Here is a 15,148-nt window from a genome sequence, read left to right on the forward strand (position 1 = left end):
CAAAAGGCAACAACGGAATCACTTGTTGGAGTCCCTTTGCTCTGTCAGGATCGGCACTCAAATCGAGCTGGAGCTACGCCGACCCCCGTCCCGACGGGGAGGACGGCGGAGGAGAGCGACATGCACAAACCGGGCCATCGCTTCCAGGCGCAGGACCGCCTCGCGGACGGCGCGCAGTACATCGGGGGTCGCCCGACCAAGGGCACCTCCGGCCGTACGCACGCGGTCGTGAACCCCGCCACCGGCGAAGAGGTGTACACGTACGAGCTGGCGAGCACCGACGACGTGGACGCGGCCGTCGCGGCCGCCCGCGCGGCGTTCCCCGGCTGGGCGGGTGCCACCCCCGGGGACCGCTCCGACGCGCTGCACCGCTTCGCCGCCGTGCTCGCGGAGCGTGCCGAGGAGTTCGCCCAGGCCGAGTCGCTGCAGTGCGGAAAGCCCCTCAAGCTGACCCGTGAGTTCGATGTGCCGGGGACCATCGACAACACCGCCTTCTTCGCGGGCGCCGCCCGGCATCTGCAGGGCCAGTCCGCCGGTGAGTACTCCGGCGACCACACCTCGTACGTACGCCGCGAACCCATCGGTGTCGTCGGCTCCATCGCACCCTGGAACTACCCGCTCCAGATGGCCGCGTGGAAGATCCTCCCGGCGATCGCGGCCGGCAACACGATCGTGCTGAAGCCCGCCGAGCTGACCCCGCTCACCTCCCTGCTGTTCGCCGAGGCGGCCACCCAGGCGGGTATCCCGGACGGCGTCATCAACATCGTCACGGGTCTGGGCAGGGAGGCCGGTGAACATCTCGTCGGGCACCCCGACGTCGCCATGACCTCCTTCACCGGATCGACCGCCGTGGGCAAGCGCGTCGCGGAGATCGCCACCTCGACGGTCAAGCGTCTCCACCTGGAGCTCGGCGGCAAGGCCCCCTTCCTCGTCTTCGACGACGCGGACCTGGAGGCCGCCGTGCACGGCGCGGTCGCCGGTTCGCTCATCAACACGGGCCAGGACTGCACGGCCGCCACGCGCGCGTACGTGCAGCGACCGCTCTACGACGCGTTCGTGGAGCGCACGGGCGCCCTGATGGCGAGCGTCCGCGTGGGCGATCCCTTCGCGTCCGACACCGACCTCGGCCCGCTGATCTCGCACGCCCAGCGCGACCGCGTCGCCGGATTCGTCGACCGGGCCCGCGGCTACGCGCGCGTGGTCACCGGCGGAGAGGCCCCCCAGGGAGAGCTCAGGAGCGGCGCGTACTATGCGCCCACGCTCGTCGCCGACGCCGGGCAGGACAGCGAGATCGTGCAGGCCGAGATCTTCGGCCCGGTGCTCGTCGTGCTCCCCTTCGACACCGACGACGAGGGCATCGCGCTGGCCAACGACACCCCGTACGGACTCGCCGCCTCCGCCTGGAGCCGCGACGTCTACCGTGCCAACCGCGCGACCCGCGAGATCAAGGCGGGCTGCGTCTGGGTCAACGATCACATTCCGATCATCAGCGAGATGCCGCACGGAGGCTACAAGGCCTCCGGCTTCGGCAAGGACATGTCCGCCTACTCCTTCGAGGAGTACACGCAGATCAAGCACGTCATGTTCGACAACACCGCGGTCGCCAGGAAGGACTGGCACCGCACGGTCTTCGGGGACCGGCCGTAGCCGATCGACCGGCTACGGCCATGTGGCAGACCAGGCCGCGACCACGGCCGCGACCCTCTCGAAAGGGCACCAGAGCATGGAGCAGTACGAGCCCGAACGCCTGTCCCCGGTTCAACTGGCCGCCTTGCGGCGCAGCTTCCGGAACGGCAGGGCCTCCCTCACCCGTCGGTCACTGCTGCGCGCCTCGGCGGGCGGCGCGCTGGCCGTCGGCGGTCTCGGGACGCTGAGCGCCTGCGGGATCCCCGCAGCCGGAAAGCCCCAGGGCAGCGTCTCGTCGGAGGACCACTCGGCCAAGGAGAAGACGATCAACTTCTCCAACTGGACCGAGTACATGGACGTCGACGAGAGCGAGAAGCACCACCCCACGCTCGACGCGTTCACCGAGCGGACCGGCATCAAGGTCAAGTACACCGAGGACATCAACGACAACGTCGAGTTCTTCGGCAAGATCAAGCCGCAGCTCGCCGCGGGCCAGGACACCGGGCGCGACATGATCGTCGTCACGGACTGGCTGGCGGCGCGGCTGATCCGCTTCGGCTGGGTGCAGAAGCTGGACCCGGCGAACCTCCCGCACGCGTACACCAACCTGTCCGCCCAGTTCCGCAACCCCGACTGGGACCCCGGCCGCGCGTACTCCTACCCCTGGCAGGGCATCTCGACCGTCATCGCCTACAACAAGAAGGCGCTCGACGGGGTCGAGGTCAGGTCCGTCTCCGACCTGCTCGACAACCCCAAGCTCAAGGGGCGCGTCGGCTTCCTCTCGGAGATGCGCGACAGCATCGGCATGACGCTGCTCGACATGGGCAAGGACCCGGCGAAGTTCAGCGACGACGACTTCGACGCGGCGATCGCCCGCCTCCAGAAGGCCGTCGACAAGGGCCAGATCCGCCGCTTCACCGGCAACGACTACACGTCCGACCTCACCAAGGGCGACCTCGCGGCCTGTCTCGCCTGGGCCGGCGACGTCGTCCAGCTCAAGGCCGACAGCCCGGACGTCGACTTCCTCATCCCGGACAGCGGCTATCTGACGTCCACGGACAACATGCTGGTCCCCAACAAGGCACGTCACAAGACGAACGCCGAGCGGCTCATGGACTACTACTACGAGCCCGAGTCCGCCGCGGAGCTCGCCGCCTACATCAACTACGTCTGCCCGGTCGACGGGGTGAAGCCCTACCTCGCGAAGATCGACAAGGACGCGGCGAACAACCCGCTGATCATTCCTGACAAGGCCATGGCCGCGAAGTCCCACGCCTTCCGCTCGTTGAGCCAGAAGGAAGAGACGGCCTACGAAGAGAAGTTCGCGAAGCTCACAGGGGCGTGACCACCATGACGAACGAAAACAGCGGCGACGTCCGCCTCTCCGGGATCAGCAAGACGTACGGCGCCTTCACGGCCGTACACCCCCTCGACCTGACCGTGCCGCAGGGCTCGTTCTTTGCCCTCCTCGGGGCGTCGGGCTGCGGCAAGACCACCACCCTGCGGATGATCGCCGGCCTGGAGGAGCCCACCGGGGGCACCGTCTCGCTCGGCGAGCAGGACGTGACGAACCTGCCGCCCTACAAGCGCCCGGTGAACACGGTCTTCCAGTCGTACGCCCTCTTCCCGCACCTCGACATCTTCGAGAACGTCGCCTTCGGCCTGCGCCGGCGCGGCATCAAGTCGGTGAAGAAGCAGGTCGAGGAGATGCTCGACCTCGTACAGCTCGGTGAGCAGGCACGAAAGAAGCCGCACCAGCTCTCCGGTGGCCAGCAGCAGCGTGTCGCCGTGGCCCGCGCGCTGATCAATCACCCCAAGGTGCTGCTCCTCGACGAGCCGCTCGGCGCCCTCGACCTCAAGCTGCGCCGCCAGATGCAGCTGGAGCTCAAGCGCATCCAGACCGAGGTCGGCATCACCTTCATCCATGTCACGCACGACCAGGAGGAGGCCATGACCATGGCCGACACGGTCGCCGTGATGAACGCGGGCCGCGTCGAGCAGCTCGGCGCGCCCGCCGACCTCTACGAGAACCCGAACACGACCTTTGTCGCCAACTTCCTCGGCACCTCGAACCTCATCGAGGCCGAGGTCGACTCCCGCAGCGGCGACGACATCGTGCTCAAGGCGGGCGGCGGCAAGCTGGTGCTCCCCGGGGCGCGCTGCTCGGCGACCGCCACGACCGGCGGCAAGGTCCTGGTCGGTGTCCGCCCGGAGAAGATCTCCCTGACTCACGCGGACGACGCGGGCGAGATACCCGCCGGCCGCAACCGGATCACCGGCAAGATCGCCGACTCCAGTTTCATCGGCGTCTCCACGCAGTACGTCATCGACAGCGCCGTCTGTCCGGAGTTCGAGGTCTACGCCCAGAACATCGACCGGGACTCCCGGCTCGTCCCCGGTGCGGACGTCGTCCTGCACTGGAGCCCGGCGCACACTTTCGGCCTCGATGCCGCCCAGGACATCGACGCGGGCGTCGAAACGGCCGAGGAGGAGGCCGCCTGATGGCCACCGTCACCGAGGTGGAGGCGCCACCGATCGCGCCACAGCCCGCCGCGAAGCCGCCCAAGAAGCGTGGCCGCCTGGTCCCGTACTGGCTGCTGCTGCCCGGACTCCTGTGGCTCGTCGTCTTCTTCGCGCTGCCGATGGTCTACCAGGCCTCCACGTCCGTGCAGACGGGCTCGCTGGAGGAGGGCTTCAAGGTCACCTGGCACTTCCAGACGTACTGGGACGCGCTCACCGACTACTGGCCGCAGTTCCTGCGGTCCGTGCTCTACGCCGGTGCCGCGACGATCCTGTGTCTGGTGCTCGGCTATCCGCTCGCCTACCTGATCGCGTTCCGCGCGGGCCGCTGGCGCAACCTGATCATGATCCTGGTGATCGCGCCGTTCTTCACCAGCTTCCTGATCCGCACGCTCGCCTGGAAGACGATCCTCGCGGACGGCGGCCCGGTCGTCGGCGCCCTGAACTCGCTGCACGTCCTGGACGTCACGAGCTGGCTCGGCTTCACCTCCGGGGACCGCGTCCTCGCCACCCCGCTCGCGGTGGTGTGCGGACTCACGTACAACTTCCTGCCGTTCATGGTCCTGCCGCTCTACACCTCGCTTGAGCGGATCGACGGACGCCTGCACGAGGCGGCGGGCGACCTGTACGCGCGGCCGATCACCACCTTCCGCAAGGTGACGTTCCCGCTGTCGATGCCCGGTGTGGTCTCGGGAACGCTGCTGACCTTCATCCCCGCCAGCGGTGACTACGTGAACGCCGACCTGCTCGGCTCCACCGACACCCGGATGGTCGGCAACGTCATCCAGACCCAGTTCCTGCGGATTCTCGACTATCCGACGGCCGCGGCGCTCTCCTTCATTCTCATGGCCGCGATCCTCATCATGGTCACGCTCTACATCCGCAAGTCCGGGACGGAGGATCTGGTTTAAATGGCCTTCGTGAACTGGCTCAAGCGCCATCTCGTCGTCATCGCCGGCCTGGTGACGCTCGGATATCTGCTGCTGCCCAATATCGTCGTCACGGTGTTCTCCTTCAATAAACCGAAGGGGCGCTTCAACTACGAATGGCAGCAGTTCTCGACGGACGCCTGGCGCGATCCGTGCGGGGTCGCCGACATGTGCGGCTCGCTCTCGCTCAGCCTCCAGATCGCCCTCTGGGCGACCGTCGGAGCCACCGTCCTCGGCACGATGATCGCCTTCGCGCTGGTCCGCTACCGCTTCCGCGCGCGCGGCACCGTGAACTCGCTGATCTTCCTGCCGATGGCGATGCCCGAGGTCGTCATGGCCGCGTCGCTGCTCACCCTGTTCCTCAACATGGGTGCTCAGCTTGGCTTCTGGACGATTCTGATCGCCCACATCATGTTCTGTCTCAGCTTCGTCGTGACGGCCGTCAAGGCCCGTGTCATGTCGATGGACCCGCGGCTGGAGCAGGCGGCCCAGGACCTGTACGCCGGTCCCGCGCAGACCTTCCTGCGCGTCACCCTGCCCATCGCGGCCCCCGGAATCGCCGCGGGCGCGCTGCTCGCCTTCGCGCTCTCCTTCGACGATTTCATCATCACCAATTTCAACGCGGGCTCGACCGTCACGTTCCCCATGTTCGTCTGGGGTTCGGCACAGCGCGGAACACCCGTTCAGATCAACGTCATCGGTACGGCCATGTTCCTCGTCGCCGTACTGTTCGTCCTGGCCGGAATGGTTGTCGGTAATCGCCGGAACAGGCAAAAGGCATAACGCTCGTCACCCTTGTAGGGAGTTGAAATCATGGCCCCAAGCGCCATGACCCGTGGTAATCAATGGTTGAATTCTCTCTCCGACGCCCAGCCGGTCCCGTACTGGCTGGACGATCCCGGCAAGCCCCGCCCCGAGCCCGCGCTCACCGGCGCCGAGACCTGCGACCTGCTCGTCGTCGGCGGCGGCTACAGCGGACTGTGGACGGCGCTGATCGCCAAGGAGCGCGATCCCGGGCGGGATGTCGTCCTGGTGGAGGGCCGTGAGGTGGGCTGGGCCGCCTCCGGCCGAAACGGCGGCTTCTGCGCCGCTTCCCTCACCCACGGTCTGTCCAACGGTCTCACCCGCTGGCCGGACGAGATCAGGAAGCTGGAGGAACTGGGCGCCCGCAACCTCGACGAGATCGAGGCGACCGTCGCCCGCTACTCCCTCGACTGCGACTTCGAGCGCAGCGGTGAGATCGACGTCGCCACCGAGCCGCACCAGGCGGCCGAACTGCGCGACTGGCACCAGGAGCTGGAGCGCGAGGGCCTCGCCGAGGGCCTCGACTTCCTGGACACCGAGGCCGTACGGGAACAGGTCGACTCCCCGACCTTCCTGGCCGGGCTGCACGACCGTCGCGGTGTCGCCATGCTCCACCCGGCCAAGCTGGCGTGGGGCCTGAAGCGGGCGTGCGTGGAGCTCGGGGTACGGGTGTACGAGCACACGCCCGCCCTCGACCTGAAGCCGTCCGGCGCCGGCATGGCCGTCCGCACGCCCTACGGCTCGGTCCGTGCCCGCCGGGTGGCCCTCGGCACCAACATCTTCCCGAACCTGGTCAAGCGCGTCCGTCCGTACACCGTCCCGGTCTACGACTACGCGCTGATGACCGAGCCGCTCACCGCCGACCAGCTGGCGTCCATCGGCTGGAAGAACCGACAGGGTCTCGGCGACTCGGCCAACCAGTTCCACTACTTCCGGCTGTCCGCCGACAACCGCATCCTGTGGGGCGGCTACGACGCGATCTACCCCTACGGCGGCCGGATGCGCGCCGAGTACGACGACCGCCCCGAGACGTACGCCAAGCTCGCCGGGCACTTCTTCACCTGCTTCCCGCAGCTGGAGGGCGTCCGTTTCTCCCACGCCTGGGGCGGCGCGATCGACACCTGCTCGCGGTTCTCGGCGTTCTTCGGCAGCGCATACGGGGGCAAGGTCGCCTACGCGGCGGGCTATACGGGCCTCGGCGTGGGCGCCACCCGGTTCGGCGCGGACGTGATGCTCGACCTGCTGGCGGGGGAGAGCACCGAACGCACCGAGCTGGAGATGGTCCGCCGCAAGCCGCTGCCGTTCCCGCCCGAGCCCTTCGCCTGGACCGGCATCGCGCTCACCAAGTGGTCCCTGGCACGGGCGGACACACACGGCGGCCGGCGCAATCTGTGGCTGAAGACGATGGACAAGCTGGGACTGGGCTTCGACAGCTGAGGGCGCGCGATCCCGGACATGATCCACGGGCGTACGCCCACCTCCGCCGGTGTGACCCGGTTCACCACCGACTGGTGGCCCGAACCCGCGTAATGCACGGCCCGGACCTCCCTCTCCTCTGTGACGCGACCGGCGTCGACACGAGAGGGAGGTTCCGTCATGACAGGGCCCAAGGCGGCGGTCGAGTGGCTGACATCCGTGGCTCCGGATCCGGAGGCCTGCCGCTGGGAGTGGGAGCGCAATCCCCTCGGGATCGCGCTGCTGCCCGCGGGAAGGGCCTGGGACGTCCTCATTCTGCCGGGGGAGCTCGGCTATCCGACGCTGGACGTACTGACCCGGGTGATCGACCAACCCGGGCCGGTGCTCGTCGACTTCGGCGACGCCCGGATGGGCTTCTTCGTGCCCGCCGGGACCGCGGCCCGGTGGCTCGGCACGGGGGTGCGCACAGCGGGGAGCGGCACGTGGATCGTGGTGCCGTACCCGGGACGGTCGGCCGGCGGGGTCCGCTGGCTGGTCCCGCCGGACGGCTCCGGCACGCTCACGGACCCGACACTGCTCGAACTGGCCATGCACGAGGCCGCGGCGGGCCTCGCCGGGAACGAGGGCCCACAGCGGTGAGGGGCCGGGCCCTGGGCGACCGTCCGAAGTCCCTTGCCTGTCAGAGGTCTTGACAACAGAATTGGTCTGGACCAAGTTGGGCGCGCTCCACCCTCCCATCCCCCCATGCCCGGAGGCAGTCGTGGACCGCACCAGACACAACAGGCCGTTCGCACGTCGTCGTCGAAGGCTTCTCGCCCTGTGCACGGCCACCGTCCTGGCCGTACCCGGCCTTGTCGCGCTCTCGTCGGCCGCCCGTGCGGCCGACGCGGACCTCGCCCGGAACGGCGGGTTCGAGGCGGGCCTGGACGGCTGGACCTGCACGGCGGCGAGCACCGTCGGTTCCCCTGTACGCAGCGGCAGTTCGGCGCTGAAGGCGACCCCGGCCGGCAACGACTACGCGCAGTGCTCGCAGACCGTGACCGTGAAACCCGACGCGCAGTACACCCTCTCCGGTTACGTCCGCGGCAGCTACGTCTACCTCGGCGCGACCGGCACCGGTACGACCGACGTCAGCACCTGGACCCAGTCCGCCGCCGACTGGCAGCAGTTGAGCACCACCTTCCGCACCGGCGCCGCCACCACCAAGGTCACGATCTACACGCACGGCTGGTACGGCACCGGCACCTACTACGCCGACGACCTGTCGCTGACCGGCCCCGGCGTCGACGCGGGCCAGCCGCCGGCCGCGCCCACCGGTCTGGCGGTCGGCACGGTCACCTCCTCGGCGGTCGGCCTGTCCTGGACGGCGGTGCCCGGCGCCACCGGCTACGCCGTCTACCGCGACGGAGCGAAGGTCCAGACGGCCACCGGCACCTCGGCGACCGTGAGCGGTCTGTCCGCGTCCACCGCGTACTCCTTCCAGGTCGCGGCGACGAACGACGCGGGCGAGTCGGCGAAATCGGCGACCGTCACCGCGACCACCTCGGCGGGTTCGGGCGGTGGCGGCGGCTCGGACCTGCCCGCCCACGCCCTCGTCGGCTACCTCCACGCGAGCTTCGCCAACGGTGCGGGCTACACGCGCATGGCCGACGTGCCCGCGAGCTGGGACGTCATCGACCTGGCCTTCGGCGAACCGACCTCCACCACCTCGGGCGACATCCGCTTCACCCGCTGCCCGGTCACCGAGTGCCCCACGGTGGAGAGCGACGCCGAATTCAAGGCCGCGATCAAGGCCAAACAGGCGGCCGGCAAGAAGGTGCTGATCTCGATCGGCGGCCAGAACGGCCAGGTCCAGCTCACGACCGCGGCCGCCCGTGACACCTTCGTCTCCTCGGTCTCGAAGATCATCGACACCTACGGCCTGGACGGCCTGGACATCGACTTCGAGGGCCACTCGCTCTCCCTGGACGCGAGCGACACCAACTTCAAGAGCCCGACCACCCCGGTGGTCGTCAACCTCATCTCGGCCCTGAAGACCCTGAAGGCCAAGTACGGCTCGAAGTTCGTCCTGAGCATGGCCCCGGAGACGTTCTTCGTCCAACTCGGGTACCAGTACTACGGCACCGGGAAGTGGGGCGGCCAGGACCCGCGCGCCGGCGCCTACCTCCCCGTGATCCACGCCCTGCGCGACGACCTGACCCTCCTGCACGTCCAGGACTACAACTCCGGCTCGATCATGGGCCTCGACAACCAGTACCACTCCATGGGCGGCGCCGACTTCCACATCGCGATGACCGACATGCTCCTGACGGGCTTCCCGGTCGCGGGCGACGCGGGCAACGTCTTCCCGCCACTGCGCCCCGACCAGATAGCCATCGGCATGCCGGCCACCACCAACGCGGGCAACGGCTACGTGTCCCCGGCCGAGGTCACCAAGACGCTCGACTGCCTCACGAAGAAGACCAACTGCGGCTCGTACGCGACCCACGGCACCTGGCCGGGCCTGCGCGGCCTGATGACGTGGTCGGTCAACTGGGACCGGTTCGGCGGGTGGGAGTTCTCGCGGACCTTCGACGGGTACTTCGGCTGAGGAAGAGCCGCAGGCCGTACAGCAGCACCGCGCAGAGGCACCAACTGGCCACCACGTCCAGTGGCCAGTGGTAGCCGCGCCGGACCAGGCCGAAGGCCACGCACGCGTTCACGGTCACGCAGACGCCCAGCAGCGCGCGGCGGGCGCCGGCGCGGGCGGTACGGAGCAGGGGGAGGAGGAGCATCGTCGCGGCGCCGTACGCGATGGCGGCGGTGGCCGTGTGCCCCGAGGGGTAGAAGCCGGTGCCGGGTCCCATGACCGGGGGGCCCGGGCGGGCGACGAGTTCCTTCATCGGCACGATCAGCGCGGGGACGAGAGCCATCAGGACCGCGGCGGCGGCCGACGGCACCCACCACCGGTCCAGGCCGGCGGTGCGCCGCCGCCACGCGACGTAACCCAGCGCCAGGGCGAGCACCGGGACCGCCACCTGGACGCTGCCCAGGTCGGCGAGCGACTCGGAGAACCGGTCCGGGCGGACGAGGGCACCGCTCAGCCGCTCGTCCAGGTTCACGAGCGGGCCGCCCGCCACGACCTGCCAGGTGATGACCACGAGGACGAGGGCGAGCAGGCCGAGCAGGCCGAACAGGAGGGGCATGCGGGACAGCCTGTCAGGACGTGTCGGCCGCGTGGGTGGAGGGCCGGGCCGAGTGGTTCGTGTGCCGGAAGCGAGGCGGCCCCTGCTGCGCCGGTGACGGCCCTACGGGGGCGGACACGGCGGTCGGTGACCACGGGCATCGCACGGGCGTCGGTGCCGCGTACGGAGTGCGCCGACTCTCAGCGGCACGGGCCCGCTCGACGCGGCGAGAAAGAGGGAGAAGGTCGGCCGCCCCGGAACAGGGGGGGTGGTTCCGAGACGGCCGTCCGGACCGGAATGCCGCGCGCCCCGGGGGGTTTGGGGCGGGCGACTGTCCGATCGGTGAGGAGAACCGAAGCCGGAAGCTCCGGGTGTGTGCGCGAGGGCACGACCAGGGCGAAGCTGGGGGAGCCTCGGCCCGGTGTCACCCACAGTCCCCTGTGGGCAGGTGTTTCGCTGATCTGGTTAGAACCTACGGCAGGGGGTGCGGCTCCGACAGGCGGAATCGCGTCCCGTCATGCACCTCGCACACCTTCTTCACACGCTCCGACGCCGAACGCCGCGGCACCGGAACCAAGCGGAGTCCGCCCTTGGGTGGTGTCCAGGATTCCGGTGCCGCGGCGCCTCACGCGTCAGATACGGGAGAAGGCCTGCTCAATGATGTCGAGACCCTCGTTGAGGAGGTCCTCGCCGATGACCAGCGGGGGCAGGAAGCGGAGGACGTTGCCGTAGGTGCCACAGGTCAGGACCAGCAGGCCCTCCTGGTGGCAGGCCTTGGCGAGCGCGGCGGTCGCCTCCGGGTTCGGCTCCTTCGTGGCGAGGTCCTTGACCAGCTCGATCGCGATCATGGCGCCACGCCCGCGGATGTCGCCGATGATGTCGAACTTCTCGGCCATGGCACCGAGGCGGGACTTCATGATCGCCTCGATGTGCTTCGCCTTGGCGTTGAGGTCGAGCTCCTTCATCGTCTCGATCGAGCCGAGCGCACCGGCGCAGGCCACCGGGTTGCCACCGTAGGTGCCGCCCAGGCCGCCCGCGTGCGCGGCGTCCATGATCTCGGCGCGGCCCGTCACGGCGGCCAGCGGCAGACCGCCCGCGATGCCCTTGGCGGTCGTGATCAGGTCCGGGACGATGCCCTCGTCCTCGCAGGCGAACCACTGGCCGGTACGGCAGAAGCCGGACTGGATCTCGTCCGCGACGAAGACGATGCCGTTGTCCTTGGCGAACTGGCTGATGGCCGGCAGGAAGCCCTTCGCGGGCTCGATGAAGCCACCCTCGCCGAGCACCGGCTCGATGATGATCGCGGCGACGTTGTCGGCGCCGATCTGCTTGTTGATCATGTCGATGGCCTGGGCGGACGCCTCGGCACCGGCGTTCTCAGGGCCGGTCAGCCAGCGGTAGCCGTAGGCGACCGGCACGCGGTAGACCTCGGGCGCGAACGGGCCGAAGCCGTTCTTGTACGGCATGTTCTTGGCGGTCAGTGCCATCGTGAGGTTCGTACGGCCGTGGTAGCCGTGGTCGAAGACGACGACGGCCTGGCGCTTGGTGTACGCGCGGGCGATCTTGACGGCGTTCTCGACGGCCTCGGCGCCCGAGTTGAACAGGGCGGACTTCTTGGCGTGGTCGCCCGGGGTCAGCTCGGCGAGCGCCTCCGCGACGGCGACGTAGCCCTCGTACGGCGTGACCATGAAACAGGTGTGGGTGAAGTCCTGGAGCTGCGCGGAGGCCCGGCGTACGACGGCCTCCGCGCTCGCGCCGACCGACGTCACGGCGATGCCGGAGCCGAAGTCGATGAGCCGGTTGCCGTCGACGTCCTCGATGATTCCGCCGCCCGCGCGCGCCGTGAAGACGGGGAGCACCGACCCCACACCGGCCGCGACCACGGCGGTGCGGCGGGCCTGCAGCTCCTGCGACTTCGGGCCGGGGATGGCGGTGACGACGCGGCGCTCCTGCGGAACTGCGGTCATGAGGGGCTCCCTGATGATCTTGCGAACCGGACGGTCCCCGGCGAACGCGGGGCGGTCCGGGCGGGGGGTGTTTTCGGACGCTTGCCTTCTTTCTTCGCAGGCTAGGGCCGAGGGCGGGGGGTCGGCATGCGCCATGTGGGCGTTGTCGGAGGAATCCGTTGTCCGTGGTGGACATAGAGCGGCGGACCTCCGGTGCTCCCGCACCGGAGCGGGCGCGGCCGTGTAAACGGTGAACTCGCCCCGCAGGGGCACTAGATTGACTCGCGGACGACGCACGGAGCGGCTGGTCAGGGGGCAAGGGCGATGGACAGCGACGGGACCCAGGACGCGCGGGGCACGCATGCCAATCCTGTGCCGCGTCCGGCAGGGCCGCCGGACGGGCCGGTGCCGCCGGACAGGCCGCCCACGCCGCCCCGGCCCGCACGGGCGCCCGGGATGCCGCCGCTGCCCGACGGATCGGCGTTCGTGGCCTGGGTGCGCGCACCCAGGCCGGACGCGGCCCCCGGGGTGTGGCGCTTCGGGCACCGGCCGCGGCCGGAGGAGGAGCCGGAGCGGATTCCGGCCCGCCAGCTGCTGAGCGGTGCCGTGATCGCGTTCCTCGTGGGGTGGCTGATCTGGTCGCTTCTCTGGAACGGCTACCTGGGCGGCTGGTGGGTCGTGCCCCTCGAACTGTTCACCCCGGACTCCTGGCGGCACAGCGGCGACCGCGTCGGAAACGCGTTCCTCTGGTACGGCTACTACACGCTGATCGCCCTCATCATCATGATCGTCGTAGGGCGGCTGGGCCGATGGAGTGAGGTCTGGCGTCGCTACGGGCCGCCTGCGTGGCGCCGGGCCGCTCCCGTGAGCGAGCGCCCGCCCGCCCCCGAGGACGACCCCGTCCAGTGGAACCAGCTCCGCGCGGCCGGTGCCGCCGACGCCGCGGACCGGCTCGCCGCCGAGGCCCGTTCCGGGCTGATGCGCGACGTCGACCACGCCCGGATCGCCCGGGCCTGGCAGGGCGTACGCAGCGGGCGGCACAGCCTCGCCACCTTCACCGGGGCGGTGCTGAAGGACGGCTCCGCCGCCTGTCTGCACCCTTCCGGGGAGCGTGACCTGCCCGGGCGCCTCGCGCGCCACGACCTCGTGACCGGCCAGGTACGGCTCGGCACGACCGCCGACGATCCGCGTAATCCCTACGCCTACCGCGGCACCGGACTCGCCCTCGGACCCGACCTGCTGGGTACCTCACTGCTCGCCGTCGGGCCCCCCGGATCCGGCAAGACCGGCAGCATCGTCTGGCCGCTCGCCGAGTCGCTGTGCCTGCACGCCCTCGCCGGGCGGGCCGCGGTGGTCGTGGTGGGCGCGGCGGGCGCCGGGCTCGGGCCCGTCGACGCGTACGACGTCGTCGTACGGATCGGGAATCCCGAGTCCGTGTACGACCTCGACCTGTACGGCGGGACCACCGACCCGGACGAGGCGGCGGCCGTGCTCGCCGAGGCGCTCGTCGGTGATCTCGCCGACCCGCACCCCGGAGGCGACAGCAGGCGGTCCACCACGGTGCTCGCCCAGCTGCTCGGGCCCTTCCAGGCCGTCCACGGCAGGTTCCCGTCCGTGCCCGAGCTGCGGCAGCTGCTCGACGGAGCTCCCGGACCGCTCGGCGCGCTCCGCAAGGGCCTCCAGGACACCGGACACGAATCGCTGCTCCGGGAACTCGACGCCCGCGAGCGGCAGTTGGGGAATCCGGGGGATGTCGGCGGGGTACTCGCCGACCGGGTCGCCCTGCTCGACCGCCCCGCGTTCGCCGGCTTCTTCGACACCTCCGGGCAGTCACGGCCGTTCTCGCTCCGCGCCCTCGACCATCCGGTTCGGGTCCGGATCGATCTGCCGGCACGCGGCCACGCCGATGCCTCCCGGATCCTCGCGCGGCTGGTGCTCGCGCAGTTCACGGCGAGCGTCGCGGTCCGCGAGGACCGGTCGCTGTTCGCCTGTCTGGTCCTCGACGACGCCTCCGGGATCGTCACCCCCGAGGCCGTACGGGGCATTCAGCGGCTGCGGTCGGGCAACGCGGGAGCCGTCCTGACGCTGCGCACCCTCGACGACGCGCCCCGGCCGTTGCGCAGCCCCCTGCTGGGCGCCATCGGATGCCGGATGGCCCTGTCCGGGCTCACCCCCTGGGACGGGCAGGACTTCGCCGAGGTCTGGGGCAAGGAGTGGATCGAGGCACGTGACGTCACCGACCGGCAGATCATCGCCGAGACGCCGGCCGGCAAGGCCGTGCACATGCTGCGCCGGGTGATCACCGGGAACGCCCCGACCGCACGGGCGGTCACCGTGCGCCAGGTCGAGCGGGAGCGCTGGTCCGCGTCCGAGCTGGCCCACGGGGTGCCGCCGGGGCACGCGGTCCTGTCGTTGACCAGCGTGCAGGGCGAGCACGCCCCGCCGCTGCTGGTGGACCTGCGGGACTGAACGCCGGCCGACAGCGCCACGGCTCCGGGCGGGACGCACGAAGCCCCGGACCTGCGGGCGGACGGCCGGACACCGGGGCCTGCCGGGCCCGCCGGGCGGGACGGCCGGATACCGGAACCTGTCCGGCGGACGCATGGATATGCGGACCCGCTGAGCAGGACGTATGCGTATGACGTCACACGGCGACCGTACGGTGAGGCAGAATCGACACAGGCCCTTCATACGCAGCGGCCAAAAGATCACAGAGCTCACAGAGATCGCAGAGATCGCAGAG

The 15,148-nt window shown here is 70.0% G+C and carries 11 protein-coding genes and 1 pseudogene; 9 read left to right on the forward strand and 3 right to left on the reverse strand.

Annotated elements, in window-relative coordinates:
• The first annotated feature begins 120 nt into the window (after positions 1-120).
• From ABZX90_RS21010 to ABZX90_RS21045, 8 genes are all read left to right on the forward strand, one after another.
• Entirely contained in the window at positions 121-1,647 is a 1,527-nt protein-coding gene (locus tag ABZX90_RS21010) for a gamma-aminobutyraldehyde dehydrogenase (protein WP_355206847.1), read from the forward strand.
• Positions 1,648-1,723: 76 nt separating this feature from the next.
• Positions 1,724-2,971 (forward strand): spermidine/putrescine ABC transporter substrate-binding protein, encoded by a 1,248-nt coding sequence (locus ABZX90_RS21015; protein ID WP_351123525.1) that lies wholly within the window; start codon positions 1,724-1,726, stop codon positions 2,969-2,971.
• Positions 2,968-4,128 (forward strand): ABC transporter ATP-binding protein, encoded by a 1,161-nt coding sequence (locus ABZX90_RS21020; protein WP_351123522.1) that lies wholly within the window; start codon positions 2,968-2,970, stop codon positions 4,126-4,128. The genes ABZX90_RS21015 and ABZX90_RS21020 overlap by 4 nt, the downstream gene beginning before the upstream one ends.
• Positions 4,128-5,057: an ABC transporter permease gene (locus ABZX90_RS21025; protein ID WP_351123519.1), complete on the forward strand. Its 930-nt coding sequence runs from the start codon at positions 4,128-4,130 to the stop codon at positions 5,055-5,057. The genes ABZX90_RS21020 and ABZX90_RS21025 overlap by 1 nt, the downstream gene beginning before the upstream one ends.
• The gene (locus ABZX90_RS21030) at positions 5,058-5,858 is read left to right on the forward strand and encodes an ABC transporter permease (protein ID WP_266763303.1); all 801 of its coding nucleotides are present in this window, start codon (positions 5,058-5,060) and stop codon (positions 5,856-5,858) included.
• Between the two features lie 30 nt (positions 5,859-5,888).
• Complete coding sequence (locus tag ABZX90_RS21035) at positions 5,889-7,316, forward strand: FAD-dependent oxidoreductase (protein ID WP_355206853.1); 1,428 nt, start codon at positions 5,889-5,891, stop codon at positions 7,314-7,316.
• Between the two features lie 159 nt (positions 7,317-7,475).
• Positions 7,476-7,934: a hypothetical protein gene (locus tag ABZX90_RS21040; RefSeq protein WP_351123511.1), complete on the forward strand. Its 459-nt coding sequence runs from the start codon at positions 7,476-7,478 to the stop codon at positions 7,932-7,934.
• Positions 7,935-8,055: 121 nt separating this feature from the next.
• The gene (locus tag ABZX90_RS21045) at positions 8,056-9,885 is read left to right on the forward strand and encodes a glycoside hydrolase family 18 protein (protein WP_355206856.1); all 1,830 of its coding nucleotides are present in this window, start codon (positions 8,056-8,058) and stop codon (positions 9,883-9,885) included.
• Here the strand turns inward: ABZX90_RS21045 and ABZX90_RS21050 are convergent.
• From ABZX90_RS21050 to gabT, 3 genes and pseudogenes are all read right to left on the reverse strand, one after another.
• Entirely contained in the window at positions 9,824-10,480 is a 657-nt protein-coding gene (locus ABZX90_RS21050) for a phosphatase PAP2 family protein (RefSeq protein WP_351123507.1), read from the reverse strand. The two genes, ABZX90_RS21045 and ABZX90_RS21050, sit on opposite strands and share 62 nt — an antisense overlap.
• Before the next feature lie 213 nt (positions 10,481-10,693).
• A pseudogene (locus ABZX90_RS21055) lies at positions 10,694-10,891 on the reverse strand (hypothetical protein); the annotation flags it as partial.
• 200 nt (positions 10,892-11,091) lie between these two features.
• Complete coding sequence (gene gabT, locus ABZX90_RS21060; protein ID WP_351123504.1) at positions 11,092-12,426, reverse strand: 4-aminobutyrate--2-oxoglutarate transaminase; 1,335 nt, start codon at positions 12,424-12,426, stop codon at positions 11,092-11,094.
• Positions 12,427-12,729: 303 nt separating this feature from the next.
• Between gabT and ABZX90_RS21065 the strand changes: the two genes are divergently transcribed.
• Positions 12,730-14,874 carry an ATP-binding protein gene (locus ABZX90_RS21065; RefSeq protein ID WP_351123502.1) on the forward strand — a complete coding sequence of 715 codons (2,145 nt, stop codon included), beginning with the start codon at positions 12,730-12,732 and terminating at the stop codon, positions 14,872-14,874.
• Positions 14,875-15,148 lie beyond the last annotated feature (274 nt).

Source organism: Streptomyces sp. NPDC002935 (assembly GCF_040611295.1).
GTDB lineage: Bacteria > Actinomycetota > Actinomycetes > Streptomycetales > Streptomycetaceae > Streptomyces.